The following is a 25,395-nucleotide window of genomic DNA, read 5'->3' on the forward strand; positions in this document are numbered from 1 at the left end:
TGGGGGCGATGCAGACCGCGCAAGGTGCGATGCAAACGGCGCAGCAGGTGAAAGGTGTGATGCAGGGCGGAGCGGCCGGACTGCCGAAGCTGGCGAGTGCGGCAATGCCGAGTGCGTCGGGGATTCTCGGGGCGGCGAGCAAGGCGGGCAAGTTGCCGAGTCTGCCGGCACCGGCGCTACCGAAATCCTCGCTTAAAACCCCTGGGCTGATTGCAAGTGAGATGCTGTCATGACTACCGCAAGCGCAACACAAAGCCGAGAGTCTCAAGTTGCTGTCGTGCCACTGAATCAGATTCAAGTAGCGGATGTCGGACGCGATGCTGCCAAGTTCGATGCATGGCTGCAGGAAGTCAGTGGCGGTTACGTCACCCTCGAGCGAATCAAATATGTCGCCGGAGCCCTGCCGGTAGTTGGCAACATCATGGCGTTGGTCGATGTCTTGAATGACATCGCTGTTTTATCCCGTAGTGAAAAGCGTGATCCGCTGGATTGGGTCAGCCTGGGCATCGACCTTATCGGTGTAATACCAGTGCCTGCGAATATGGCTGCCGCACGCATGAGCCTTCGACCCACGCTTTATCTGGTCCGGCAGGAAATGAAGGTGGCTGGCAAGGCTCTATTGGGCGATGCATTGATCAATGTGATTGCCGGTCACCTGAACGCAACGATTGTCGGAGAGATTGATCACTTCGTTAAGACCGCCCAATCCGCATTGCCTGATCTGCTGGATAAAGCCGGGCAAAAGGGTGAAGAGTTCCTCAAGCAGATTGCCACGGGATTGAACGCTGTTGTCGATGCTGAACTTGATGCTGGCGCTGACCTCAAGCGAGCAGGGAAAAAAATGGACGGTGTCGGAGGCCAACTCCTGCACGATCCCGGCAAGGCCATCAGCAATATTTTTGACGCAGCCTTCGATGTCTATAAGGCCGCGGGAAAGGGCGTAGTCAATAGCGCTGCAAAGCATCTGTTGCCTCGGGAAGCCAAGAAGCTCGTTCACGATCAAACCAAGATACTGGTTGCCATGGGGCCGGAGCTAAAGGCTCAACTGAAAAAGCTCAGTAATCCGAACATGCCGTTTTCCATCGGCGCGCTGCTGATCGTACTGACAAAGGCTGTCGAGGCCTGGAATCTGCGTAACAGGCGTGGTGTCGCCGGTCACGTGAAAGTCGGCGGAACGAGCCAGGCCAAACACAGGGCAGGTGAGGGCAGAACCGAAGTCAGGAAAACGGAAGTCCCGGCGAAGAAGAAACCCAATGCCGAAAAAAACGGTACCTGCCCGGGTACCTGCGACAGCATCAGCTTTGCAGTGGGCTCCGAAAGCATTGCTCACACGGATTTCAATCTGACCGGCCCGTTCCCGATCGAGTGGACGCGTATCTACAGCTCGGATCTGGATGCCTATGACCAAGGCGATTTGGGTGCACGATGGATCACTTCGTTCACCACACGATTCGACCTCGTTGACGGTGCCTTGCAGTTCCACGATGCGGATGGCCGCAGCCACGACTATCCATTGCCTAAGGTCGATCTGTTCCATTACGACGCGATCGAAAACCTCACGGTTGTCCGTGTCAGTGACGACAAGCTGTTGCTCTGCCGTGGTTTCGAGCGCAAGGAAACCTATGTCCGTCGTGGCCAGCGGTTTCTGCTGGTCGGTGTGGAGTTGCGCAGCGGCGCCGGCATCATGCTGCATTACGAGCATCGCTACGGTGACCGGACAGTACTGTCCGACCTGATTACGTACGAGGGGGATCCGGGCAAGGTGCATCTGCACCTCGGCACGATGATTGATGGACAGGGGCGCTTGACCGGGCTCTGGGAAATCCGTGACGGTGAGCCACTGCGTCAGCTTTGTTCCTATGTTTACGATTCGGCGGGGGATCTGGTTCAGGCACAGGATGAAAACGGTGCTGCATGGCGTTATCAGTACCAGCATCACCTGATCACCCGTTACACCGATCGCACCGGGCGCGGCATGAACCTGCAATGGCTGGGTCATGGTGCAGACGCCAAGGCCGTTCGTGAGTGGGCGGATGACGGCAGTTTCGATACCCGCCTGGAATGGGATGAAAACATTCGACTGGTGTACGTCACGGATGCGCTCGGTCATGAGACCTGGCATTACTTTGACAGTCTGGGTTACACCTACCGTATTCGGCACGCCGACGATCGCTCTGACTGGTTCTTCCGTGATAACGCAAAAAACGTGATCCGCCACGTCCGTGCCGATGGGCGCTCGGATCGCTACAGCTATGATGAACGAAGTAATCTTCTGGAACACATTCGCACCGATGACACGGTGGTCCACTTCGCCTACGACGATCTCGACCAACTGATCAAGATCAGCGATGCCGAGGGCGGGCAATGGAAAAGGGCCTATGACGACGCTGGCAACCTTGTCGAGAGCGTCGATCCACTGGGCAACAAGACCGAATACGTTTACAACCCGGCCGGGATGCCAACCTCGGTCAAAGATGCCAACGGCAATGAAAAGAAACTGGCCTACAACGCTTCCGGACAATTGGTGGAGTACGTCGATTGTTCAGGCAAGACCAGTGCCTGGGAGTACAACGAACGCGGCCAGATGATTTGCTTCACGGACGCTGCCGGCCACAGTACCGAATACCGATACAGTGCCGGGCAGTTGACGTTGATCATGCACCCGGACAAGACCGAGGAGCGCTTCGAGCGTGATGCCGAGGGCCGATTGCTGGCCCATGTCGATGGTCTGGACCGTTGCACAACGTGGAAGTACAGCGCGGCGGGGCTGATCGCCGAGCGGGTGGATGCGCTGGAACATGCCGTTCGTTATCGCTGGGATAAGCTCGGTCGACTGATTGCACTGGAGAACGAGAACGAACGTCGTGCTCACTTCAACTACGACCCGGTCGGTCGTTTACTGGAAGAAACAGCTTTTGACGGACGTTCAACCCGTTATTCGTACGAGCCCGAAACCGGGCGGCTCGCCAAAATCCACAACGGTGAACATTGCGTCGAGGTGCGTTTTGACTCAATGAATCGTTTGATCGAACGCAGAGCAATTTTGGGTGATCAGCAGCAAAGCGAAACATTCGATTACGACGGCAACAGCAAACTGATCATGGCGTGCAATGCTGATAGCCGCTTGCAGTGGTTCCATGATCCGGCGGGCAACATCCTGCGTGAGCATCAACACTATCTGGGCTTGGAAAGCCCGATGGTCGCCATATGGCAGCATGAGTACGATGCACTCAATCAACGCGTTGCAACCCTGCGTCCTGATGGACATCGAGTCAGTTGGCTGACCTACGGCAGCGGACACTTGCTGGGATTGCGTCTGGACGACCATGAACTGGCCGGATTCGAGCGTGATGACCTGCACCGTGAAGTCGCTCGCCATCAGGGAAACCATCTGCTGCATACGCAGAAATGGGACCCGGCCGGGCGCTTGCAAGCGCAAGTTCTGGAGCGCAGTGCCGATAAGTCCGTGCTGCTCAAGCGTGACTACCAATACGATGCCGCTGGCCAACTTACGGACATCAATGACAGTCGTCGGGGCCCGCTTTCCTATCGCTATGATCCTGTCGGTCGTTTGATCAGTGCCGCTACGCGTCTAGGGGTCGAAACCTTTGCGTTCGATCCCGCCGGGAATCTCCTGGATGAACGAGCCTTTGAAATCCGCCGGCCTCTGGACCAAGAGCCGGCGCGAAGCAAGCTGCCGGATAACGTGTTGCGTGAGTACGCGGGCACGCATTATGAGTACGACGAACGCGGCAATCAGATCAAGCGCTGGAGTAACGGCAGTGTCTGCGAAATGCGATGGGACCTGTTCGATCGCCTGGTGCATTTCGAAGATGATCGTCTGTCGGTGGATTATGCGTACGACCCGCTAGGTCGCCGCTTGTACAAAAACTCTCGGGCGCACTACAAGCACCGTCCAGAGGCAGGTTCTCTGTGGAACCGTAATGAACATGCCCGCAAACAGCGTGAGTATGACTGTGGCTTCACGATGTTCGGTTGGGATGGTGACAATCTGGCGTGGGAGAGCAGTCCCCCGCAGCTGGATGGCGATACCGGACGCACGGTTCATTACATTTACGAACCGGGTACCTACAACCCGGTGGTACAGGCGCTGAGTCAGCAGCCCGTTCATCTGGTGCCTCAACCCGAATACGGTGACGTTTACGCTGCGGACGAAGATCCACTGTGGAATCACACTCCGGTTCCGCACCCGTTTGATGCGATTGCCTGGTATCAGTGCGATCACCTCGGTACACCCCAGGAAATGACCGATCAGCAAGGCAATGTGGCTTGGAGCGCACATTACAAAGTATGGGGGCGGGCGGTTGAACAGCGTTCATCATCAGCGCTGCTGCAAGGATTGAAAAACCCTATTCGCTTCCAGGGTCAGTATCACGACCACGAGACAGGACTGCATTACAACCGTCACCGGTACTACGATCCAGACGTCGGTCGCTTCGTTTCTCGTGATCCGATCGGGTACGCGGGTGGTATCAACTTCTATCAATATGCAATCAGCCCCACCCAGTGGGTCGATCCGAACGGTCTTTGCAGCACAGCACTCAATCGGGCACTGGGCGGAAAAACCCATGACAAGATGCAGGCCCATCACCTGATTCCCGAGGAAGTGTGGGGACGGCAGGCCAGCTTCTTCTCGGATATCGGGATGGGTGGAGAACGCGATAAAAAGGAAAACGGCTTGTTGATGCCCGACAGTGCCGATCAGGCCAAGAAAACCAAGCGTGTTTTTTACCATTGTGGGTCGCATGGTAAGGTCTACAGCCCGATGGTTAACAACATGGTAACGACCGTCAGAAGCAAATATGAAGCTGGTGTGATTGACGAAGCGCAGGCGCGAACTCAGATATCCGCGATACAGACAAGACTGAGAGCCAGTCTTTCCGTACCTGGCACAACACAGCGCAGACTTAGATAAGCAGGGAGAAGGGATTATGGAATACTTTGTGCTTTCTCAAAAAGAAGAGTCCGGTTGCCCGGTCGGATTCTTGCAGGCGGATCTTTACGATAAATTCTATTCAGATACCAAGGGCGTCGAGCATGGTTTTTTTCCGTGGTATGCGGAGAAAATTCATTACAAAACTCACACGCCTTATCCAGAAGGCATGGTGCTCATTTCCAAAGACAAGTTCTATGACTTTGATATACGTAGCATTGCCCGCTTTTATATAGTCAGTGACGAATTTATGTCTGTTTGCAGCGAGTTGGATGTTGCTGTTACTGATTCGGTGCCAATCAAGGTGGTTTCCAAAGCTGGAGAAAGTATTTCATCCAGAAACTACAATGCTGTTCTTTTTGAGGAATTGGATGCGCGCTCGCAGACTGACCCGGCATCTACTTTTATAGAGGAGGATGGATTGATTTTCAGATTCAAAAAGCTTGTATTGCCAGCAGGCTTTAATCGGAATCTGTTCAAGTTCAAGGGGCTGATTTCAGGTAGTAATACGCTTATCTGTTCCAGTGAGTTCAAGAAGCTCGCGGAGGGGATCAAAGGGGTGAACTTCACTCCTCTGAAGGATGTGATCTGGTCGGGCGTGAGACCTATTTGACTGCGAGCACAGAGTTTATGAATTTTTATGTGCTTTCACAGAAAGAGGAGCAAGGCTGTCCTGCCGGGATTTTACATGCTGATCTTTTCGACAGATATTATTCCTGCACAAGAGATGTTGAATTTGGTTTTTTTTCCTGGTACGCGGAAAGGGGGAAGCCCGGGCCGCGTACACCCTTTCCGGAGGGCATGGTTTTAATTTCCAAAGATGAAAGCTATGAATTCGATATTCGCAGTGTTTCGAAATTTTTTTATGTGGTGAGTGACGAATTTTTAGCCGTCTGCAATAGCTTCAACGTGAATGTGGTTGATAGCGTCAGGATTGACGTGGTTTCGAAGGGCGGAGAACGCATTTCCTCAAAGCATTACAATGCTGTGCTGTTCGATGAGTTGGATGTGCGGACAAACTGCGATCCAGCCTCTACGTTTGTAGAGGAAAAGGGCAGACCAATCAGGTTCAAAAAATTAATTCTCGGTAATGATTGGAAACTCGATCTTTTCAAGTACAGAAGACAGGTATCAGGAAGTGATAGCTTGATCTGCTCTGAGGCGTTCAGGAACGCGGCAATCGATTTCAAGGGTATTGATTTCACCCCTTTGGAAACGGTTGTCTGGTCAGGGATTAGACGAATATGAAAGATGTAAAACCGGATGTTCGCCTGGTCGATAAAACCAATCCTGTTCATATTCAGGTATTTGCAGGTAATAGCTCTGATGGCCCGGTGTACGAGGAACTCCCGGCTCGTCATGTAGGCGCGACAGCCTATGAACTGCTGTCCTCACCCGGGCTGGCGCTGAATATGGCTCGCGGAGACGTCATATCGATCAAAAACAAAAGCACCCATGCGGTGGTGCTTGAACGAGGTGGTAACTTTTGCATTCACATCTACGCCGATTCCATTCCTGCTGCGGATATCGCTGAGCTGGAAGTCGATGTGCGGCGTGAACTGGGTGGAACGCTGGACGGCGTGTTTGAGGGCAATCTTTCGTTGGCTGTTCCAGCGAGCAACGGGATGAACAAGATCAACGAGGTTTTTGACCGATTTCGCGATAAAACCGGGATTCAATGGTATTACGCCAACATCTATCAGAACCTGGATGACGATGATGACGAGACGCTGTTGAACTGGTGGCTCGAAGGCTGACGACCCCGCGCCACGGGCGCAAAATTCATCATCGATACCCAAGGGTACGAAGACGTGTGGATGGCTGAGTAACCAGGTCAAAGGAGAGACAACATGAAAGACGCAATCCGCCTCGGCGACTCCACCACCCACGGTGGCAAGGTCCTCGAAGCCTTCTCCCAAACCAACCTCAACGGCAAGCCGATTGCCGGGGTCGGTCACAAGGTCAGTTGCCCATTGTGCAAAGGGGTATTCCCGATTGCCGAGGGCAGCAGCACCTACACCGTCGATGGTGTGCCCATCGCGCTCGACGGCATGAAAACCGCCTGCGGTGCAGCGTTGATCGCCAGCGGTCCGAAAGGGGCCGTTATCAGCTGAACCCATGTTTGTGCATTGATTGCCATCTCCATGACGCGGACTATTCGGCGCGTCATTTCAACAAGGCATGCTTCAACTAAAACATGCTTCACCTCAAAAAGAGCTCAAAACCCTCCAACATTTAAAGGAATAAATATGAAGACCGCTTCTTTGATTCTCGCCATGGCCGCCGCTTTTGGCACCTGCACTCTCGCCCAAGCTGAAGGGCAGGACGCCGCCACCCTGAAAGGGATATACGACAACGGTCGCAACATGTCAGGCCTGATCAAAAGCTGTGTCGACAAGGGATTCCTGAAAGCGGACAGCACCGAGAACGCCAACAAGATGGCTGCATTCGTTAGCAACATGCCGGGTGATTTCGACAAGCGTGACGGCGACAAGAACGAACAGTTTGGCCGCAAGGGCGAACTGTTCACGGAGGGGGAATACAAGAGCCTGGCAAGCAATCTGCCACCGAACCTCACCCTCAAACAATGGTGCGAACAGGCGGATCAGGGCATGCGCGAAGGGTTGAAGCGCGTCGGTTTGTAGCCGTCAGCTGATTCAGGGCCGACGGTAACGGCAAGCCGATTGCCGTGGTCGGTCCTGAGGTCAGTCGAGCCGCTCGATAGACCGAACTAAGCTAATGCAAAAAAGATATTTGTTCGGTGTTTTTAATATCGTTTAGTTTTGTTTCATAGACGAATCAAAAGCATCAAACCGACAGACCCCCGATTGCCATGACGGCACACGCTGAATCGATCACAGGCTCTTCAGGTTTGATTCACACGGGAGTGAATCATGCCGCACACCTCAGATATCACCGCATTACCCATCCTCGACCTGTCCCTGCTCGACGGTACGCCGTCGCAACGCCAGGCCTTTCTTGATGACCTGCGCCATGCTGCCCGCGATGTGGGTTTTTTCTACCTGACCGGCCATGGCATCGACGCCGGCCTGCTCGAGCAAGTGCAGGACTACGCACGCCAGTTCTTCGCCTTGCCCGACAGCGAGAAAAACGCCGTCGGCATGATCAATTCGCCGCACTTTCGCGGCTACAACCGCGCCGCTTCCGAGATCACCCGTGGCCAGCCCGATCAGCGTGAGCAATTCGATCTGGGCGCCGAGCGCGACGTCTTGCCGTTGAACGCTGACAGTCCGTTATGGGCGCGGCTGCAAGGGCCGAATCAATGGCCCGGAGCGTTGCCGCAACTCAAGCCGCTGTTGCTCGACTGGCAGCAGGCGATGACCCAAATGTCGCTGCGCCTGCTGCGCGCATTCGCTCAGGCGCTGTCCTTGCCGGAAGACGCTTTCGACCGGTTGTACGGCGACAAACCCAACGAACACATCAAGCTGATGCGCTATCCGGGGCAAGCCTCGACCGCGAGCAATCAGGGCGTCGGTGCGCACAAGGATTCGGGTTTTCTCAGCTTCCTGCTGCAAGACCAGCAGGCCGGGCTGCAAGTGGAGATCGAAGAGGGGCGCTGGATCGATGCGCTGCCTCGGGACAACACCTTGGTGGTGAACATCGGCGAGTTGCTGGAGCTGGCCACCAACGGTTACCTGCGCGCCACGGTGCATCGTGTGGTGTCGCCACCGGTGGGCAGCGAGCGCTTGTCCATCGCGTTTTTCCTCGGCGCGCAACTGGATGCAGTGGTGCCGCTTTATCCCTTGCCGACGGCGTTGCTGCGTGAGGCGCGTGGCCCGGCCAGTGATCCGCTCAATCCGTTGTTTCGCGATGTCGGCTGGAATTACCTGAAAGGCCGACTGCGCTCCCATCCCGATGTCGCGCAGCGCTTTTATGCCGATGCGTCGAATACCAGCACACCGCTTCGCAAGACCGCCAACGCCTGATCCATCACTCGCAGAAGGACTCTTTCCATGTTGAAAAAAGCAGGCTTGACCCTGGCCGTCCTCGGCGCGCTGGTGACTTCGTTCAGTGCCCAGGCGCTCGAACCATTGCGGGTTGCAGCGGACCCGGTGCCACACGCGCAGATTCTGGCGTACATCCAGAAACTCGATCCGCAGCTCAACCTCAAGGTGATCGAAATCCCGCAGGGCGTGAACTCCAACGAACTTTTAGTGCACGGCGATGTGGACGCCAACTACTTCCAGCATCTGCCGTACCTGCAATCCCAGGAAAAGGCCCTTGGCGAAAAACTCGCGGTGGCCGCCACGGTGCACATCGAACCGCTGGGCATCTATTCCCATCGCCACAAAACCTTCGCCCAGGTGCCAGACAAAGGTACGGTCGCCGTGCCGAACAACGTCACCAACCTGAGCCGTGCGCTGTACCTGTTGCAGGACAACGGCCTGATCAAACTCAAGCCTGGCTTCAATGACCCGGCGGCCGATCAGGCGACGCCCAAGGACATCGCCGAAAATCCGAAACAGCTGAAGATCCTCGAAATCGAATCGCCGCAACTGCCCCGTGCGCTGGATGACGTGGACCTGGCGGTGATCAACGGCAACTACGCGCTGGAAGCCGGGCTGGTGCCGGCCAGGGATGCGCTGGGGCTGGAGAAGGCCGAGCACAACCCGTACGCCAACATTCTGGTGACCACGCCGAAACTGGAAAACGATCCGCGCATTCAGCAACTGGCCAGGGACCTGACCTCGCCGCAAGTCGCCAAGTACATCGCCGAGAACTTCAAGGGCTCGGTGATCCCGGTGGCGGATGCCAAGCCATGATCGTCGTCGAGCAGTTGAGCAAGACCTATCCGTCAGCGTCGACCCCGGCGCTGGATCAGGTGTCGCTGAGCATTCCCGATGGCGCGATCTACGGGATTCTCGGGCGCAGCGGCGCGGGTAAATCAACGTTGCTGCGTTGCCTCAATCTGCTCGAACGCCCGGATGCCGGGCGGATTCTGTTGGACGGCGAAGACCTCACCGCGCTGTCCGACCGTGAGTTGCGCCGCCAGCGTCAGCGCATCGGCATGATCTTCCAGGGCTTCAATCTGCTGCATTCGCGCAACGTGTTCGACAACGTCGCGGTGCCGCTGGAAATCGCCAAGGTTGCCAAGCCACAGCGCCATGAACGGGTTCGGGAACTGCTGGATCTGGTGGGGCTGGGCGACAAGGCTGAAGCCTTTCCATCGCAACTGTCCGGCGGGCAGAAGCAGCGGGTCGGGATCGCCCGGGCCTTGGCGGCGCGGCCGGCGTATCTGCTGTCGGACGAAGCCACCAGCGCCCTCGACCCGGAAACCACCGCGTCGATTCTGGAACTGTTGCGCGACATCAACCGCCAGCTCGGTTTGACCATCGTGCTGATCACCCACGAGCTGGACGTGGTCAAGTCGATCTGCGATCACGCCGCGTTCATGGCCAATGGAAAACTGGTGGAGGCGGGACCGGTGGCCCGATTGCTCGCCGATCCGCAGTCCGCCCTCGGTGCTTCACTGCGCCCCAGTTGCGGCTTGCCGCTGGGGCATGACGCGCCCGGTTTGAGTTTTCTGCGGCAATACGGCGTACGGGCGGTCCACTCATGAACCGCGTGATCGACTGGAATGAGATCCTGCAACTGGTGCTCAACGCTACCGGCGAAACCCTGTACATGGTGCTGCTCGCCGGGCTGTTCACCTTGCTGATCGGTTTGCCGCTGGGGGTGTTGCTGTTCATCAGTCGGCGTCAGGGCCTGTACCCGTTGCCGAGGCTCAATCAAGCCTTGGGCGCGATCATCAATCTGGGGCGTTCGCTGCCGTTCGTGGTGATGCTGATTGCCCTGATCCCGCTGACCCGGCTGGTGGTCGGCACCACCCTGGGCAGCACCGCCGCCGTGGTGCCGATCACCATCGGCGCCTTTCCGTTTTTTGCGCGGATCGTCGAGAACGCCCTCGACGAAGTCGAAAAAGGCCGGATCGAAGCGATCCTGGCCATGGGCGGTGACATCCGCCACGTGATTTTCAAAGTGCTGTTGCCCGAAGCGCTGCCGGCCTTGCTGGCGGGCGTCACCCTGACGCTGGTGATGCTGATCGGTTTTTCTTCCATGGCCGGGGTCATCGGTGGCGGCGGGCTGGGCGATCTGGCAATCCGTTACGGCTATCAACGGTTCAACAATGAAGTGATGGTCGCCACCGTCGTGGTGTTGGTCATCCTCGTCCAGGGCGTGCAAAGCCTGGGCGATCGACTGGTGCGTTCGCTGGCTCATCGACGTTAAGGAATTTTATGGGTGCGCCTGTCGCCGGGGTCTCCGAGCCACTGATTCGTGTACGTGAACTGAGCAAGACCTTTGGCTCGAACCGGGCGCTGGACCGGGTCAGCCTGGATATTTTTCCCGCCGAAGTGGTGGCGCTGCTCGGCGCCAACGGTGCGGGCAAATCGACGCTGGTGAAGATCCTCGCCGGCAGCCAGACCCACGATGGCGGCGAGATCCGGATCGATGGCCAGCCCCGGCATTTCAGTTCGCCGCTGTCGGCCCGCCGCTTCGGCATCGTCGCGGTTCATCAACAGATCAATGAAGGCATCGCGCCCGGATTGAGCGTGGCGGAAAACCTGCTGCTCGATGAACTGTGCCGCCCCGACGCCGACTTCTGGCTCAACCGCAAACGCCTGCTGGAACGCGCCGCGAGCATCGCTGCCGGGCTCGGTCTGGTGCTGCCGCTGGAGCAACCGATCGAGCACCTCGGCCAGGCCGAGCGGCAACTGGTGGTGCTGGCTCGCGCCTTCGCCCTGCAACCGCGCCTGCTGATTCTCGACGAGCCGACAGCGGCCCTGTCGGACGCCGAAGCGCAGCGTCTGTTCGGGCTGATCGACACCTTGCGCAGCCGTGGTGTGGCGATTCTGTACATCTCCCATCGCCTGTCCGATCTGCAACGAGTGGCCGACCGCGCCGTGGTGTTGCGAGACGGGCAACTGGCCGGTGAGTTCAGTGCCCGGCAATTGCCCGAGGCACTGGAAGCGATGCTTGGTCAGGCGCTGGAAGCCCACGTCTACACACCGCGAGCGGCGGGGCGCGAAGTACTGAAACTGCGCGACGTGAAAATCCTGCCGCGCACTCAGGCTTTTGATCTGTCCCTGCACGAAAACGAAGTGGTGGTGCTGACCGGGTTGCTCGGCGCCGGCAAAAGCGAGATCGCCGAAGTGCTGTTCGGGCTGCGCAAACCGTTGTCCGGCTCTCTGCAACTGGACGGCATCGAGTGGCAACCGGGCTCGCCCCGTCAGGCAATCCAGAATGGCGTGTTCTTCGCCGCCGAAGATCGCGCGAGCCAATCGCTGGTGGCGGACTTTTCATTGCGCCGAACTCTGACCTTGCCGTTCCTCGAACGCTTCACCCGTGGCGGTTTCATCCGCAACCGCGCCGAAGCGGCGGCGGTGGAGGCGCAAGTCGCAGCGCTGGGAATCAAGACCGCCGGCATCGATGTGCCGATGAGTGCGTTGTCCGGCGGCAATCAGCAGAAAGTCGTGCTCGGTCGCTGGCTGCTCGGCGAGGGCCGGGTGCTGATCCTTGACGAGCCGTTTCAGGGCGTCGATGTGCGTGCCCGGCGCGAGATCGGCCAACTGCTGCGCGACAGCGCCGCTGGCCGCGCCACGTTGGTGATTTGCTCGGACGTCGATGAAGCGCTGGAGATCGCCGACCGGATTCTGCTGGTGCGCGCTCACGCGGTGGTGGCCGAGTACCCGCGTGCCGGGCTGGATCGCGCCACCCTGGTCGCCGCGCTGGCCGGCAGCGATCCGCAAAATTCTATTGTTCACGCCGCGCCAAGGAGTAGAGCGAGTGCCTGATTCGAGTTCCCTGTTGTCATCCGCCCCGGCGCCGTCCGAGCGCTTCGTGCAAGCGCTGATCCGCTACGGCCTGCTGTGGGTGCTGGCGTTGATCGTGGTGTTTTTCAGTGTCGCGGAACCGGCGTTTCTGCGGGTCGGCAACCTGTTCAGCATTCTGCAGTCGGTGTCGATTGTCGCGCTGTTGGCGTTGGGCGTGACGCTGACCATGGCTGTCGGCGGGCTGGATTTGTCGATCGGCGCGGTGGCGGCCATGAGCCTGATGATCGCCAGTTACGTGATGGTGGTGCTCGGCTGGGGCGCGGTGCCGGCGGTGCTGATCAGCCTGGCCGGTGGCGCGCTGGTGGGGCTGCTCAACGGCTGGCTGATCGTGAAGATGCGCGTGCCGGACATTCTCGCCACACTTGGCAGCATGTTCCTGGTGATCGGCGTGCAACTGATCCCCACGGGCGGCCGCTCGATTGCGGTGGGCATGACCTTGCCCAACGGCGATGAAGCCGAGGGTTCGTTCAGTACGCTGTTTCTGGCGCTGGGCCGTGGACGACTGTGGGACATCGTGCCGGTTCCGGTGTTGATCACGGCGCTGGTCGCGGTGGCGGTGTGGCTGTTTCTCGAACGCACGCGCATCGGCCGGTTGTTCTATGCGATTGGCGGCAACGAGCAGGCGGCGCGTCTGGCCGGTGCGCCGGTGCAGCGCTTCAAGTTGCTGGCTTATGTGCTGTCGGCGCTGCTGGCCTCGCTGGGCGGTTTGTTGCTGGCGGCGCGATTGGGGCGCGGCGATGTCAGCTCCGGCAACGGTCTGGTGCTCGATGCACTGGGCGCTGCGCTGATCGGTTTTGCCGTGCTCGGGGCGAAGAAGCCCAACGCGTTCGGCACGCTGGTCGGCGCATTGCTGGTGGCTTCGTTGCTCAACGGCCTGACCATGCTCAACGCGCCTTACTACGCACAGGATTTCGTCAAGGGACTGGTGCTGGTGCTGGCCCTGATGTTCACCTTCGGCCTCGCGCATCGGGCGCGCTGAGCCGGTTCATTGATGCTTCTAGGAAAGATCCATGCACGGTTCAATCAAGCAGTTCGCACGTCATTACCTTGCCGGGGCGTTGCTCTCGGCGCTGGCGCTCAATGCGCAGGCCAAGGCCTTGCCCGGCGCACCGGCGCCGTTCGATAAAGGTCAGGTACAGATCGCGCTGGTGGGCTATCTGTTTTCCGGGGATTTCCCTGAAGCCTACCTGCGCGGTGTGGAGAAACAGACCGAAGCGCTGGGCGCCAACCTGCGGGTGTTCGACGCGCGGCAACAGGCGGCGAGCCAGGGCGAAATGATCGATCAGGCCGCCGACCTCGGTGTCGACGGGATCATCGTGCAACTGGGGCTGGCGGAAACTCTCAAAGGGCCGATTGAGCGGGCGCTGGCCAAAGGCATCAAGGTCGTTGCGTTCGACGTCGACCTGAACACGCCGCAAGTGACTCAGGTCGAGCAGGATCACCATGCACTGGCGCGACTGGCACTCGATCAAGCGGTGAAGGACAACGGCACCCGTTTTGATGCCGGTTACGTCTACATCAGCGGTTTCACGCCGATGGAGCGCCGCGACGAGATCTGGAGCCAGGTCAAGGCGAGCAATCCGGGGATCATCGAGAAGGCGCGCTTCGGCACGCTCAATCCGCCGATTGCCAACTCGGTGGCGGATCAGACCAGCGCCGTGCTGCGGGCCAATCCGGGGATCAGCGTGATCTTCGCGCCGTTCGACGAGTTCGCCAAAGGTGCGAAGATCGCCGTCGATGAGGCCGGTCTCAGCCGCAAGGTGAAGATCTACAGCGCCGACATTTCCACCGCCGACATCCAGATCATGAAAGAGCCGGACAGCGCCTGGGCCGCCACCGCGGCGGTCAATCCGCAAGTGGCCGGGGCGATCAGCGTGCGCAGTCTGGCGATGCTGATTGCCGGGGAAAATCCGGGGCACAAGGTGCTGGTGCCGCCGACTCTCATTACCCGCCAGCAACTACTGGATCTGGACGTAAAAAACGTGCGCGACCTTGGGCAAAAACTGCCGGCCTTCGGTGACACCGCCAATGTCGCGCGGGCACCGTGGATTCCCGTGGCGAACTGAGGAGCCGACATGCACGACAAGGCTGCGCGTCTGCGCAAGAGCTGTTCGCCGAAAGCCGATGCGGCGCTGGGCGAACGCCTCCCGCCGGGGCAGGTGCTGACGGAGCGCTTCCCGATCCTGCACGAAGGTGAGGTGCCGGCCTATGACCTGGCGACGTGGTCGCTGCGCCTGTTCGGCACCTTGGCCAACCCGGTCGAGCTGACCTACGCCGATCTGCAAGCGCTGCCACAGCGCCAGTTGCAATGCGACATTCATTGCGTGACACGCTGGTCGAAGTTCGACACCCGCTGGAGCGGCGTGCACCTGCAAGACCTGCTGCAGGCGCTGGACATCCGCCCGACGTCGTCCTTCGTCATGGCCCATGCCGATCACGATTACCAGACCAACCTGCATCTCGATGACCTGCTGCACCCTGACAGCCTGCTGGCCACCCATTACGACGGTCAGCCGCTGACCGCGCAACATGGCTGGCCGCTGCGTCTGGTGGTGGCGGGGCGGTACTTCTGGAAGAGCGCGAAATGGCTGCGCGGACTCGGATTCACCGATCAGGAACAACCGGGATTCTGGGAGCGCAACGGCTTTCACTTGCATGCCGATCCGTTCATTGAACAGCGTTTCAGTGGTGATGCGCTGGACATTGCCGAAGATGCCTGGCGGGAAAAGGACTTCGACTGACGGCATCTAACTTCGCACCGAAAAAAACCACAGATTAATAACGCTCTCTACAACAACGTGGAGTGCGTTTTTGTGCGTGATTAGTTGTTGGTTAGTTGGGTGTTCATGTTGTTGCGCAAACACAAGTGTTGCTCAGGAAACACTCCGTTCGTCGGGCATAACCTAAGCGTTATTGGTTCTTTTGCGGCAGGCGACCGCTCGTCTAGCATCGGTAATCAGGGGGTTCTACTAACTTTGGGGTTCTTGCGCTCTAACAGCCGATAGTTGCTCAACACACTTGGCTGCCTTTCTGAATATCAAAACTACAGCAGAAATTGCCGTGCACCGATTGCCGACACTTCATGATTCGGCAGCGGCCGGTTATTAACTGCGATTCAAGGAGCTGTCGCATGATTCACCGTTCGCGTTCATTACTCGCCATCGCTGTTGTCAGTGCAATCTGGCAACTTCCTGCGCAAGCCGAAGAGACTTCCGCGCGCGTCGACGATGACACACGGCTGGACACCGTGCTGGTCACCGGCACCCGGGGCACCGCACGCACGGTGCTGGATTCGCCGGTGCCGGTGGATGTGCTGACCGCCGAGGACCTGAAGACCGCCGGCGCCAGTGGCGGCGAGCTGGGCCGGGCGTTGCAGACGCTATTGCCGTCGTTCAGTTTTCCGCGCCAGTCCAACTCCGGCGGCGCCGACCACGTGCGCGCCGCGCAGCTGCGCGGCATGAGCCCGGATCAGGTGCTGGTGCTGGTCAACGGCAAGCGCCGCCACACCTCGGCGGTGGTCAACGACTCGTCGAAAATCGGTCGCGGCACGGCGCCGGTGGACTTCAACTCGATCCCGATCAGCGCGATCAAACGCATCGAAGTGCTGCGCGACGGCGCGGGCGCGCAGTACGGCTCGGACGCGATTGCCGGGGTGATCAACATCATCCTCGACGATGCCCCCGAAGGCGGCGAAGTGTCCACCCGCTACGGCGCCTACCACACCCATCAGGACGCGATCGGCAAAACCACCACCGACGGTCAGAACAGCGTGACCACCGCCAAGATCGGCACGCGGCTGGGCGAGGAGGGCGGCTTCATTCGCGGCGGCACCGAGTACAAGGATCGCAACCCGACCAACCGCGCCGGCTACGACGGTTTCGCCGACACCCCGGGCCAGCGCAACTACGTGATGGGCGACGGCGTGGCGCGGGACGTCAACGCCTGGTTCAACGGCGAATTGCCGCTGGCCGGCGGCAAGGCCTACAGCTTCGGCACCTACAACGAACGCCACACCACCGGCGCCGAGTTCTATCGCTATCCGTCCGAGCAGCCGCAGTTCTACCCCAACGGCTACCTGCCGCAATCGCTGGGCGACAACACCGACATCTCCGCCACCGCCGGTTACAAAGGCCTGATCGGCGACGACTGGGATTTCGACAGCAGCGTCACCCACGGTCGCAACCGCTTCGAATCGGCAACCCGTCGCACCCTCAACGTCAGCCTCGGCGCGGACTCGCCGACCCGCTTCGACACTGGCGACTATGAGTTGCGCCAGACCACCACCAACCTCGATTTCAGCCGCGAATTGCGCCTCGGTGGCCGCTCGTTCGTGCTGGCGGTGGGCGGTGAATATCGCTACGAAAACTACCTGACCTTTGCCGGGGACGAGGCTTCCTATATTGGTTCCGGGGCCGATGGCGCCAACGGCCTGCGCCCGAGTGAGGAGTCGGATCTGGATCGCAACGTGTTCGGCACCTACGCCGAATTGTCCGGTGATCTCACCGACCGTTTCTTCGTCGATGCCGCCACGCGCTGGGAACATTACGACGATGCGGGCAGCAAACTCACCGGCAAGCTCAGCGGTCGCTACAAGCTGACCGATCAATGGGCGTTGCGTGGTGCGGTGTCGAACAACTTCCGCGCGCCGTCGCTGGCCCAGAGCGGCTTCCAGAACACCACCAGCAACTTCGGCGACGGCGGCACGCTCACCGACATCCGCGTGTTGTCGGTCAACGATCCGATTGCCCGTGCCCTGGGCGCTGAAAAGCTCGATCCGGAAACCTCGAAGAACTTCAGCCTCGGCCTGACGTTCCAGTTGAACGAACGCTTCGATGCGTCGCTCGACGTGTTCCGCATCGACGTCAAAGACCGCATCACCCTGTCGCAGCGAATCGGCAGCGACGCGCTGGAAAGCTACATCAACGACAACTTCGGCGTGCCGGGCGTGCACGACGTCAACTTCTTCACCAACGCCGCTGACACCAGCACTGACGGCGCCGAACTGGTGCTCAACTACCATCAGCCGTTCTACGACGGGCAACTGGGCCTGACCACCGCGTACACCTACAACCACACCAAGGTCACCAGCACCAAAGGCACGCCGTCGCAGCTGACCGCCCTGGGGATCGGCAATGACGCGCTGGTCGGCGTCGAGGAACGCAACACCCTGACCGACGCCGCGCCCAAGGATCGCTTCGTGTTTTCCGCCAACTGGACCAGCGAACACTGGGGCCTGCTCGGGCGTCTGACCCGTCAGGGCGAGACCACTCGGGTGTTCGATTTCGGCGACTCGCAGCCTGAGCAAACCTACGGCGCGGTATGGCAACTGGACGCCGAGGTGACCTACAAATTCACCCCGAAGTTCAGCATCGCCCTGGGTGGCAACAACCTGACCGACAACTACCCGGAACGCTCCGGCTCGGCCATCAACTACGGCGGCAACCTGCCGTACGACGTGCTCTCGCCGATCGGCACCAACGGCGCGTATTACTACGCCACCGCCACCTACGGCTTCTGAGTCTTTTCCGCCATGGATGGAGGATCATCAGCGGGAACCTTCATGACTCAAACCAATGGCCCCAAGCGGCACCTGCCGGTGTTCCAGGCATTGCTGATCACGCTGGGCATGGTCATCACCACCGACATTCTCAAAACCGCGCCGACCGTTGCCTTGAACGTCGGGCCGGAACATTTCTATTGGGTCTGGGTGCTCGGCGGACTGGCGTCGATGGCCGGGGCATTGTGCTTTGCCGAGATGGCCACCGCGTTCCCGCATCCTGGCGGCGACTATCATTTCCTGCGCACCGCTTATGGCGAGCGCATGGGGTTCCTGTTTGCCTGGTCGCGTTTCTCGGTGATGCACACCGGGTGGATCGCGTTGTCTGCGTTCATGTTTGCCGACTACTTCAATGCGGTCGTGCCGTTGGGGCATTACGGATCGGGGGTGTTTGCCGGTGCGATCATTGCTGCGTTGGTGCTGCTGAATCTGACGGGCAAGCACATTGGTTTCATGACTCAGACGGTGCTGGTCGGGCTGCTTGCTCTCGGGTTCCTGAGCATTGCCAGCGCCGGGGTCTGGCTGGCGTGGCAAGGGTTCGAACCAACGCTGCCCAGCGATCCGGTGGTGCCCGAACACACCGGCGCGGCAGGGTTTTCTGCGGCGATGATCTTTGTGTTTCTGGCCTTCGGCGGCTGGAGCGATGCGGCGACGTTATCGGCTGAAGTGCGCGACGGTCGACGTGGCATCTTCATCGCCATGCTCGGTGCGCTGACGGTGCTGATGACGATCTATCTGGCACTGAACTGGGCGTTCGTCCAGGGGCTGGGATTCGAAGGCCTGGCAGCGAGCAACGCGCCGGCGGTGGAATTGTTGAACCGCGCCTTCGGTGCGCCCGGCGTGCTGCTGGTCCTGCTGATGGTCGGCATCGCGGCCATCGCCACCATCAACTCGACCTTGCTGGTCGGCGCCCGCACCACCTACGCCGCCGCCCGCGATGTGGCGCAATTGCGCCGCTTCGGTGAATGGGACGAACGCGACGGCGTACCGCGCAAGGCGTTGCTGGCCGAGGGGGCGGTGGCGTTGTTGCTGGTGTTGTTTGGTAGTTTTACTCAAAGTGGCTTCAACACCATGGTTGAGTATCTGACGCCGGTGTATTGGTTGTTTTTGAGCTTGAGCAGCGTGGCGTTGATCATTCTGCGCAGGCGCTTTCCCGAAGTGCCCCGGCCGGTGAGGGTGCCGCTTTATCCGGTTTTGCCGCTGTTGTTCTTCGGGCTGTGCGTGTACATGCTGTATTCCAGTGTGACAGTGGTGGGGTTGGGGGCGTTTCTGGGGATTGGGGTTTTGATGGTGGGGGCGTTGTTGCTGGCCGGGTTGAGCCGCCTGGTGTCGACACCTCGGCAGGCTCTGCAAAAGACCTAGGATCAGAAGGACACCGTCGCCGGCTGAGACAACCGCAGCACCGACAAATCCCCCGTAATCCGCTTGTACGCCAAACGAATCGCCTCGATGTCACTCTCACGTTTCGCGCTGCTTTCGTGCAGGATCACAATCACCTTGGTCGCCAGCCGCTCGGGCACCTTCGCGTCGTGGTCCTTCCACTGCCCGTACGCATCGAACACGCTGAACCCGTCCGGGAACCGCGTCGTCACTTCCTGATCGAGAAACTCGCGCCAGCGCGCCGGGCTCACCACACCTTCCTTGCCTTCCAGCGGCCCCACCGAAAAATACAACTCGGTGCGCACCCACTGCGCCTGCGCTGGCCGCGTGGCATCGCCTTGCAGGGTCGAGCTGACGGGATCCTTGGTATGCACGGAAACCGGAGGAGGGCTGGCACACCCGGCGACCGCCAGGAACAGTGCTGCCAGTAGTAAACGTTGCGGCATGGAACTTCCTTATTGTTAAGAACTGTCCCGAATTATAGAGGGGACGGTTAATAGCAATAAAAGATTAAAAAGTGGACCGTCGCTGAACTAATGGAATAAGCAAACACGGTGAAAATAATGCCCGCTGGTTAGAACGATTATTTCTTTAAGTTATTTGCTTGGTGTTGGATCGCATATCCATGGCATTTAAAAACCTGTTCCCGCATTTGCCGGATCTGTCATGGCGTCTACTCTGCTGCTGCAACGGTTCAAGTCGCACGGAACGCTGCACTTGAAGCGTTTGAGCAGCAGTTTTTGCTGCTCGATGGACAGCTTGTTGCGGATTTCCCAATCCTTAGAATCCGCTCCATCAACTTCTCATCTAGTTCTTAATCCTCAGGGAGCTACACCATGATGAACGCCATGCAGATGCAAATGCCGATGAACGCCAACATGCCGATGATGCCGATGACGGGCATGCCGATGATGATGGCGACCATGAGCTGCGACATGATGGACGACGGCATGATGTGCAAGATGATGCCGGCCGCTGGCATGGACATGGCCATGTTCAAGAACAGCGCTGAAATGATGCAGATGATGATGGACTGCGGCATGCCGATGATGATGCATTGCGGCAACATGAGCATGATGTGCATGTCCCCGGCGGCGATGGCCATGCCGATGATGAACATGATGATGCCAATGCCGATGATGGGTATGCCGATGCCATCGATGAAGTGCGTGATGGAATGCACGATGATGGCCGACTGCATGATGTGCAAAATCATGCCGATGCCGGGCATGAACATGGACATGATGAAAAACTGCTGCGCCCTGATGATGAAGATGATGAACGACTGCAGCATGCCGATGATGATGAGCTGCAACGGCATGCCGATGATGTGCTGCACCTGCTGATTTTCGCCAGCGCATGAAAAAGCCCGACCGGGAAATTCCCGGTCGGGCTTTTTGTTGTCTGTTTGTCAGTCCAGGCGTTCGGGGTAAGTCACCACCAGATACGCCACCGCTTCACTGTCGGCGGGGTTGCGATAACGATGGGGCTGGTCGGCGTAAAACAGAATCGAGTCGCCCGTCGACAGCAGATAGCGCTCGTCGTTGACGCTGATCTCCAGCACGCCCTGAGCCACCACCAGATTTTCCTGGACGCCGGGGCCGTGGCCTTCGGATTGATCTTCGCCCAAGGGGCTCAGACGCAGTTCGTAGAATTCCGATTGGCGCGCCACGTCAAATGGAAACAAGGCGCGACTGACAAACGCGCCGCTGGCACTCACCAGTCGCTTGCTCTGGCTCGCCGACAACACGGCCACGCCTTCAAACGCGCGATGTTCCAGAAACGCTGCCACCGACACCTTCAAACCCTTGGCGATTTTGCACAGCACCTTGATCGACGGCACGCTGCGCCCGGATTCGATCTGCGCCAGCATCGCCCGGCTCACGCCGCACTGGCGGGCGAGGGCATCGAGCGACAGATGCCGCTTGCCGCGCAGCCGTTGCAGGTTCTGCGCGACGCGTTCACAGATCGGGTCTTCTTCCAGGGATTCGAGGTTGTTCAGGTCCAGCACAGGTTCATCGGCGCTCGCCAGAAAGCGCGAGGGTTCACGCGCGTTCACGCTTGACGCGTCTCGCTGGAACGCGCGGCCTGCACCCACTGCCAAGGCTGATAACCGGCATTGCGCGCATACATTTCCCACATCAGCCGGGCCTGTTGCTGGGCGTGGCGGCGTTTGCGGTAGACGGCGAAGTCGATCAGGTTGTCAGTCGGTTTCATGGCGCACTTCACTGTGTTAGATGACGGGATGAGCTGAGAGTACGCCGAGATTTTTATAACGATAAATACTGATTTTTATTTATTAATGCAATCAGCTTCTATGTGAGGCAAGTGACGCGCCGATGACAGTCGGCGCGCCAAATCCTTCATTTGCTGGCGTTCAACACAATCCGGTACCGCGCCTTGCCGCTGCGCAGATGGTCAACCGCCTCATTGACCTTGCTCATCGGAAATTCCTCGACCTGCGGCAGGATCTGATGCCGCGCGCAGAATTCCAGCATGGTCGCTGCCGTGGCGGGCGAGCCGACCGGGGAGGCTGACAGGGATTTCTGTTGCGGGATGAGATTGAATACGTGCACCGGAATCGCGTCGGGCACGATGCCGACGAAGTGCAGCCGGCCTTTGCCGCGCAGGGTGGCGAGCATGGTCGTCCAGTCGAGGTTGGCGTTGGCGGTGATCAGCAGAAAGTCGAGGGTGCCGGCAATCGCTTTCAGCGCTTCGCTGTCGGTCGAGGCGACGACCTTGTGGGCGCCGAGGCGTTTGGCTTCGTCCTGTTTGCTCAGAGAGGAGGTGAAGGCAGTAACGTCGCAACCCCAGGCATTGAGAAAACGCAGCGCCAGGTGACCGAGGCCGCCGATACCCACCACGCCGACCCGGTCGGTCGGCTTGATGTCGAATTCCACCAGCGGATTGAAGACCGTGGAACCGGCGCAGAACAGCGGGCCGGCGAGTGCCGGGTCGAGATTGTCCGGGAGTTTCAGCGCCCAGGCCCAGTGGGTGCGAAGGCGATCGGCGAATCCGCCATGGCTGCCGATGATCGTCGGTTTGGCGGTGGCGCAAAGGTGATGGGAACCGCCGATGCAGGACGAGCAATGCATGCAGCTGCCCTTGTACCAGCCGATCCCAACGCGTTGGCCGACTTCGAGGCCGCGCACCTGCGGGCCTGTGCGCACGATGCGGCCGACCACTTCATGGCCGGGAATGAACGGGTATTGGCTGATGCCCCAGTCGTTGTCGATCAGCGACTGGTCGGAGTGACAGACGCCGCAGTACTCCACGGCGACTTCGACCTCTTCATCTCCCAGCGGGCCGGGGTCGTAACTGAAGCGCTCCAGCGGTGCGCCGGCCGAAGTGGCGGCCCAGCCGGTGAATGTCGTGGGTTCGGTGCTATTGCTCATGGGACACCTCCAGGTCTGGCGCTGCGGGCGCAGCCTGAAGAGTCTAGCGTGTCATCGAGCAGGCGCTAGCCAGGTGTTCAGCACGCGCCGGTCGAGCTCTTCCCAATCCGCCATGCCCAGCACTCGCGTGGTATTGAGGCCGCGCAGATAACCGCGCAACTGATTGGCCACGGCCCGCACCGACTCTGAATCGTTTGCTGACTGGCCCAGCACGGTTTCGTATTCGACCAGGTATTCGGCCACCCGGTCGCGGAATTCGGGCAGGACGGCATCGCGGATCAGGTCAAAGGTTCGCACGGGTAATCCTCATCTGTTTTCGTTGTGATTGAGTGTGCAGCAGTCTGCACGCCGCGCAACTATTGGTTCAAGTAATAGTGACCATCAAGAAACGCAAGTTCTGCTTTGGCGCCGATGGGCGGAAAATCGCCTCCATCGAATACGCCGCTGAAGGAATTGCGCGATGAAGACTTTGACCCGACTGGCTGTAGTCGCCCTGCTGATGGGCGGGGTGGCCGCTACCGTAGCCCCGGCTTACGCAGACGATGCCAACTCGTGCCACTTTCTGCCCGTCGCCGCCAGCAGCGCCGCGCTGCAGCACTCGCAAACCGTCGGTGTGCTGTACAGCGAAAACACTCTGGATAACCTGCAATACCTCGAGCGTTACCACGATGTGGCGGTGAACGGTGCCAAGGATGCGCTCGATGCGCGAATCCGTGACGCCTTCGTCGACAGCTCCGACCCGGAACTGGCCATCGACTGGCTGATGAGTTCGCTGCAACAGCAGTTTCTCTCGGTGACCGTCTACGACAGCCTCGATGCGCTGGTGCAGGCTCATCCGGACGTGGTGGTGATGCTCGACACCCACAACCGTCTGCTGACCCAACGCAACAGTCAGGTCGAAGCGCGGTTCGCCGCACGCTTCTACGACGCCAACCTGCAATACATCGGCAAGGCCGAAGGCGCGGTGGAGAAGCAACTGCCGACGGTGTGGGTACACAACAAGGCAGCGCCCGAAATCGCTGCCGGGATCGAACAGCAGCGCGACCTGCAACTGAGTGCCTTGAAGCAGTTCGATGACTCGCTCAAGGCCCTGGTGAGTGCAGGCTGAACACCTAAAGCAAAAACGGCAACGGCAGTGCCCGTGACACTGAACGTTGCCGAAGAACCGAACCTTTTATTTTCAGGATTTTATCCATGCGTGCCTTTTTTATCCCTGCCATGGCTTCTGCCAGTTTGTTGCTGACCGCTTGCGCCTCTGCGCCGAACGACCCGACGCTGACCCTGCAGACGCACAAGACGCCTGCCCAGTACGCCGAATGCGTGGTGCCGAAACTGCAGGGCAGTGCGCTGAACCCGACCGTGTCGCAGACCCAGCGTAGCTACCGGATCGTGGTACCGAGCAAGGTGGCGGCGGACAACGTCCTGGAAGCCTACAAGGCACAGGACGGCGGCAAGGTGTTTTTGTATGAGCGCCACTTGCTGGCGTCGAGTTTCATGCCGTCGAGTTTTGAACGGGCTGCCCAGGAGTGCCTGTAACGCCTGACGGTTAACGCTTTTGACGATGCTCCTTTGGTTGGCCGCAACCAACCAATTCCTTTGCCCCGCACCTTGCGGGGCTTTTTTTTGCCCGGCGTTTGGCGCAGCCGGCGCTACGCTGGATAGCGGAAAAGGTTTTCGGGAGAACAGGGATATGAAGAAGGACAGTAGCGGCGCGGCGACTGAGAAACCCTCTGTGCTGATCGACGCAAGAATCAAGGAGCTGAACGACTGGCGCGGCCAGAAGCTGGCCGAGATCCGCGCAATCATTCATGAGGCGGACCCGGAGGTCGTCGAGGAGTGGAAGTGGCGCGGCGTTCCGGTCTGGTCACACAACGGCATCATCTGCACCGGGGAAACCTACAAGGCCGTGGTGAAAATGACCTTCGCCAAAGGCGCGGCGCTGGAGGATCCGTCAGGACTGTTCAACGCCAGTCTGGAGGGCAATACCCGGCGGGCGATTGATATTCACGAAGACGACAAGATCGATGCCAAGGCTCTGAAAGCGCTGTTGCGTTCGGCTAGTACATTGAATTCAAAGAAGTGATTTGCCGTTGAGGCGGAGGTAAAGCGGAGGAGGGTGAAACGAGGAAGAAAATGGCAGGGGCGGCTGGATTCGAACCAACGCATGGCAGGATCAAAACCTGCTGCCTTACCGCTTGGCGACGCCCCTGTAGCTATTGGTTTCAGTCCCGGGAGGACCTCTGCAACAGTGGGCGG

The 25,395-nt window shown here is 59.2% G+C and carries 26 protein-coding genes and 1 tRNA gene; 21 read left to right on the top strand and 6 right to left on the bottom strand.

Features of this window, described 5'->3' with window-relative positions; genetic code table 11:
* The 17 genes from QLG12_RS02545 to QLG12_RS02625 all read left to right on the top strand — a co-directional run.
* On the top strand, positions 1-233 hold a 233-nt coding region (locus QLG12_RS02545; protein ID WP_282473821.1), incomplete at its 5' end, for a hypothetical protein.
* Entirely contained in the window at positions 230-4,936 is a 4,707-nt protein-coding gene (locus QLG12_RS02550) for an RHS repeat-associated core domain-containing protein (RefSeq protein WP_197871546.1), read from the top strand. The genes QLG12_RS02545 and QLG12_RS02550, both read left to right, overlap by 4 nt.
* A 16-nt stretch (positions 4,937-4,952) precedes the next feature.
* The gene (locus QLG12_RS02555) at positions 4,953-5,567 is read left to right on the top strand and encodes a hypothetical protein (protein ID WP_119429147.1); all 615 of its coding nucleotides are present in this window, start codon (positions 4,953-4,955) and stop codon (positions 5,565-5,567) included.
* Positions 5,568-5,584: 17 nt separating this feature from the next.
* Positions 5,585-6,202, top strand: a complete 618-nt coding sequence (locus QLG12_RS02560; protein ID WP_197871548.1) for a hypothetical protein — start codon at positions 5,585-5,587, stop codon at positions 6,200-6,202.
* A gap of 23 nt (positions 6,203-6,225) precedes the next feature.
* The gene (locus tag QLG12_RS02565) at positions 6,226-6,711 is read left to right on the top strand and encodes a DUF4265 domain-containing protein (protein ID WP_197871629.1); all 486 of its coding nucleotides are present in this window, start codon (positions 6,226-6,228) and stop codon (positions 6,709-6,711) included.
* 93 nt (positions 6,712-6,804) lie between these two features.
* A complete protein-coding gene (locus QLG12_RS02570) occupies positions 6,805-7,068 on the top strand; it encodes a PAAR domain-containing protein (RefSeq protein WP_282473822.1) in 264 nt (87 codons plus the stop codon).
* Between the two features lie 15 nt (positions 7,069-7,083).
* A complete protein-coding gene (locus QLG12_RS02575; RefSeq protein ID WP_282473823.1) occupies positions 7,084-7,599 on the top strand; it encodes a hypothetical protein in 516 nt (171 codons plus the stop codon).
* Between the two features lie 249 nt (positions 7,600-7,848).
* Complete coding sequence (locus QLG12_RS02580) at positions 7,849-8,901, top strand: isopenicillin N synthase family oxygenase (RefSeq protein ID WP_282473824.1); 1,053 nt, start codon at positions 7,849-7,851, stop codon at positions 8,899-8,901.
* A 27-nt stretch (positions 8,902-8,928) separates the two neighbouring features.
* Positions 8,929-9,738, top strand: coding sequence for a MetQ/NlpA family ABC transporter substrate-binding protein (locus QLG12_RS02585; RefSeq protein ID WP_282473825.1), 810 nt, complete (start codon positions 8,929-8,931; stop codon positions 9,736-9,738).
* Entirely contained in the window at positions 9,735-10,535 is an 801-nt protein-coding gene (locus QLG12_RS02590; RefSeq protein ID WP_282473826.1) for an ATP-binding cassette domain-containing protein, read from the top strand. Before QLG12_RS02585 ends, QLG12_RS02590 begins: the two co-directional genes overlap by 4 nt.
* Positions 10,532-11,203 (top strand): methionine ABC transporter permease, encoded by a 672-nt coding sequence (locus QLG12_RS02595; RefSeq protein WP_011333762.1) that lies wholly within the window; start codon positions 10,532-10,534, stop codon positions 11,201-11,203. Before QLG12_RS02590 ends, QLG12_RS02595 begins: the two co-directional genes overlap by 4 nt.
* An 8-nt stretch (positions 11,204-11,211) precedes the next feature.
* Positions 11,212-12,768, top strand: coding sequence for a sugar ABC transporter ATP-binding protein (locus QLG12_RS02600; protein WP_282473827.1), 1,557 nt, complete (start codon positions 11,212-11,214; stop codon positions 12,766-12,768).
* Complete coding sequence (locus QLG12_RS02605; RefSeq protein ID WP_282473828.1) at positions 12,761-13,786, top strand: ABC transporter permease; 1,026 nt, start codon at positions 12,761-12,763, stop codon at positions 13,784-13,786. Before QLG12_RS02600 ends, QLG12_RS02605 begins: the two co-directional genes overlap by 8 nt.
* Positions 13,787-13,817: 31 nt before the next feature.
* Positions 13,818-14,873: a substrate-binding domain-containing protein gene (locus QLG12_RS02610; protein ID WP_282473829.1), complete on the top strand. Its 1,056-nt coding sequence runs from the start codon at positions 13,818-13,820 to the stop codon at positions 14,871-14,873.
* Between the two features lie 9 nt (positions 14,874-14,882).
* Positions 14,883-15,548, top strand: coding sequence for a sulfite oxidase-like oxidoreductase (locus QLG12_RS02615; RefSeq protein WP_282473830.1), 666 nt, complete (start codon positions 14,883-14,885; stop codon positions 15,546-15,548).
* 389 nt (positions 15,549-15,937) lie between these two features.
* Positions 15,938-18,325: a TonB-dependent receptor gene (locus tag QLG12_RS02620; protein ID WP_282473831.1), complete on the top strand. Its 2,388-nt coding sequence runs from the start codon at positions 15,938-15,940 to the stop codon at positions 18,323-18,325.
* A gap of 42 nt (positions 18,326-18,367) precedes the next feature.
* The gene (locus tag QLG12_RS02625) at positions 18,368-19,726 is read left to right on the top strand and encodes an APC family permease (protein ID WP_282473832.1); all 1,359 of its coding nucleotides are present in this window, start codon (positions 18,368-18,370) and stop codon (positions 19,724-19,726) included.
* 2 nt (positions 19,727-19,728) lie between these two features.
* Here the strand turns inward: QLG12_RS02625 and QLG12_RS02630 are convergent, their stop codons facing one another.
* On the bottom strand, positions 19,729-20,190 hold the full coding sequence (locus tag QLG12_RS02630; RefSeq protein ID WP_282473833.1) for a DUF3574 domain-containing protein: 462 nt from the start codon (positions 20,188-20,190) through the stop codon (positions 19,729-19,731).
* Positions 20,191-20,580: 390 nt separating this feature from the next.
* On the opposite strand from QLG12_RS02630, the gene QLG12_RS02635 reads away from it, so the two are divergent.
* On the top strand, positions 20,581-21,090 hold the full coding sequence (locus QLG12_RS02635; protein ID WP_007955499.1) for a hypothetical protein: 510 nt from the start codon (positions 20,581-20,583) through the stop codon (positions 21,088-21,090).
* Positions 21,091-21,155: 65 nt separating this feature from the next.
* Here the strand turns inward: QLG12_RS02635 and QLG12_RS02640 are convergent, their stop codons facing one another.
* The 4 genes from QLG12_RS02640 to QLG12_RS02655 all read right to left on the bottom strand — a co-directional run bounded on the left by QLG12_RS02640 (position 21,156) and on the right by QLG12_RS02655 (position 23,436).
* A complete protein-coding gene (locus QLG12_RS02640; RefSeq protein ID WP_165369529.1) occupies positions 21,156-21,746 on the bottom strand; it encodes an XRE family transcriptional regulator in 591 nt (196 codons plus the stop codon).
* Between the two features lie 53 nt (positions 21,747-21,799).
* On the bottom strand, positions 21,800-21,961 hold the full coding sequence (locus QLG12_RS02645) for a hypothetical protein (RefSeq protein WP_197871576.1): 162 nt from the start codon (positions 21,959-21,961) through the stop codon (positions 21,800-21,802).
* A 146-nt stretch (positions 21,962-22,107) separates the two neighbouring features.
* Positions 22,108-23,139: an NAD(P)-dependent alcohol dehydrogenase gene (locus QLG12_RS02650; protein ID WP_282473834.1), complete on the bottom strand. Its 1,032-nt coding sequence runs from the start codon at positions 23,137-23,139 to the stop codon at positions 22,108-22,110.
* Positions 23,140-23,190: 51 nt separating this feature from the next.
* Entirely contained in the window at positions 23,191-23,436 is a 246-nt protein-coding gene (locus QLG12_RS02655; RefSeq protein WP_085655376.1) for a hypothetical protein, read from the bottom strand.
* A 163-nt stretch (positions 23,437-23,599) separates the two neighbouring features.
* Here QLG12_RS02655 and QLG12_RS02660 point away from each other — a divergent pair, with 163 nt between their 5' ends.
* The 3 genes from QLG12_RS02660 to QLG12_RS02670 all read left to right on the top strand — a co-directional run bounded on the left by QLG12_RS02660 (position 23,600) and on the right by QLG12_RS02670 (position 25,222).
* On the top strand, positions 23,600-24,247 hold the full coding sequence (locus QLG12_RS02660; RefSeq protein ID WP_282473835.1) for an ATPase: 648 nt from the start codon (positions 23,600-23,602) through the stop codon (positions 24,245-24,247).
* An 86-nt stretch (positions 24,248-24,333) separates the two neighbouring features.
* Entirely contained in the window at positions 24,334-24,675 is a 342-nt protein-coding gene (locus QLG12_RS02665) for a hypothetical protein (protein WP_007955484.1), read from the top strand.
* A 154-nt stretch (positions 24,676-24,829) separates the two neighbouring features.
* Positions 24,830-25,222 carry a DUF1801 domain-containing protein gene (locus QLG12_RS02670; RefSeq protein WP_282473836.1) on the top strand — a complete coding sequence of 131 codons (393 nt, stop codon included), beginning with the start codon at positions 24,830-24,832 and terminating at the stop codon, positions 25,220-25,222.
* A 51-nt stretch (positions 25,223-25,273) separates the two neighbouring features.
* Here QLG12_RS02670 and QLG12_RS02675 read toward each other — a convergent pair.
* Positions 25,274-25,348, bottom strand: a tRNA-Gln gene (locus QLG12_RS02675).
* Between the last annotated feature and the right edge of the window lie 47 nt (positions 25,349-25,395).

It is taken from the genome of Pseudomonas sp. V88_4 (assembly GCF_029967985.1).
Taxonomy (GTDB): Bacteria; Pseudomonadota; Gammaproteobacteria; order Pseudomonadales; family Pseudomonadaceae; genus Aquipseudomonas; species Aquipseudomonas glycinae.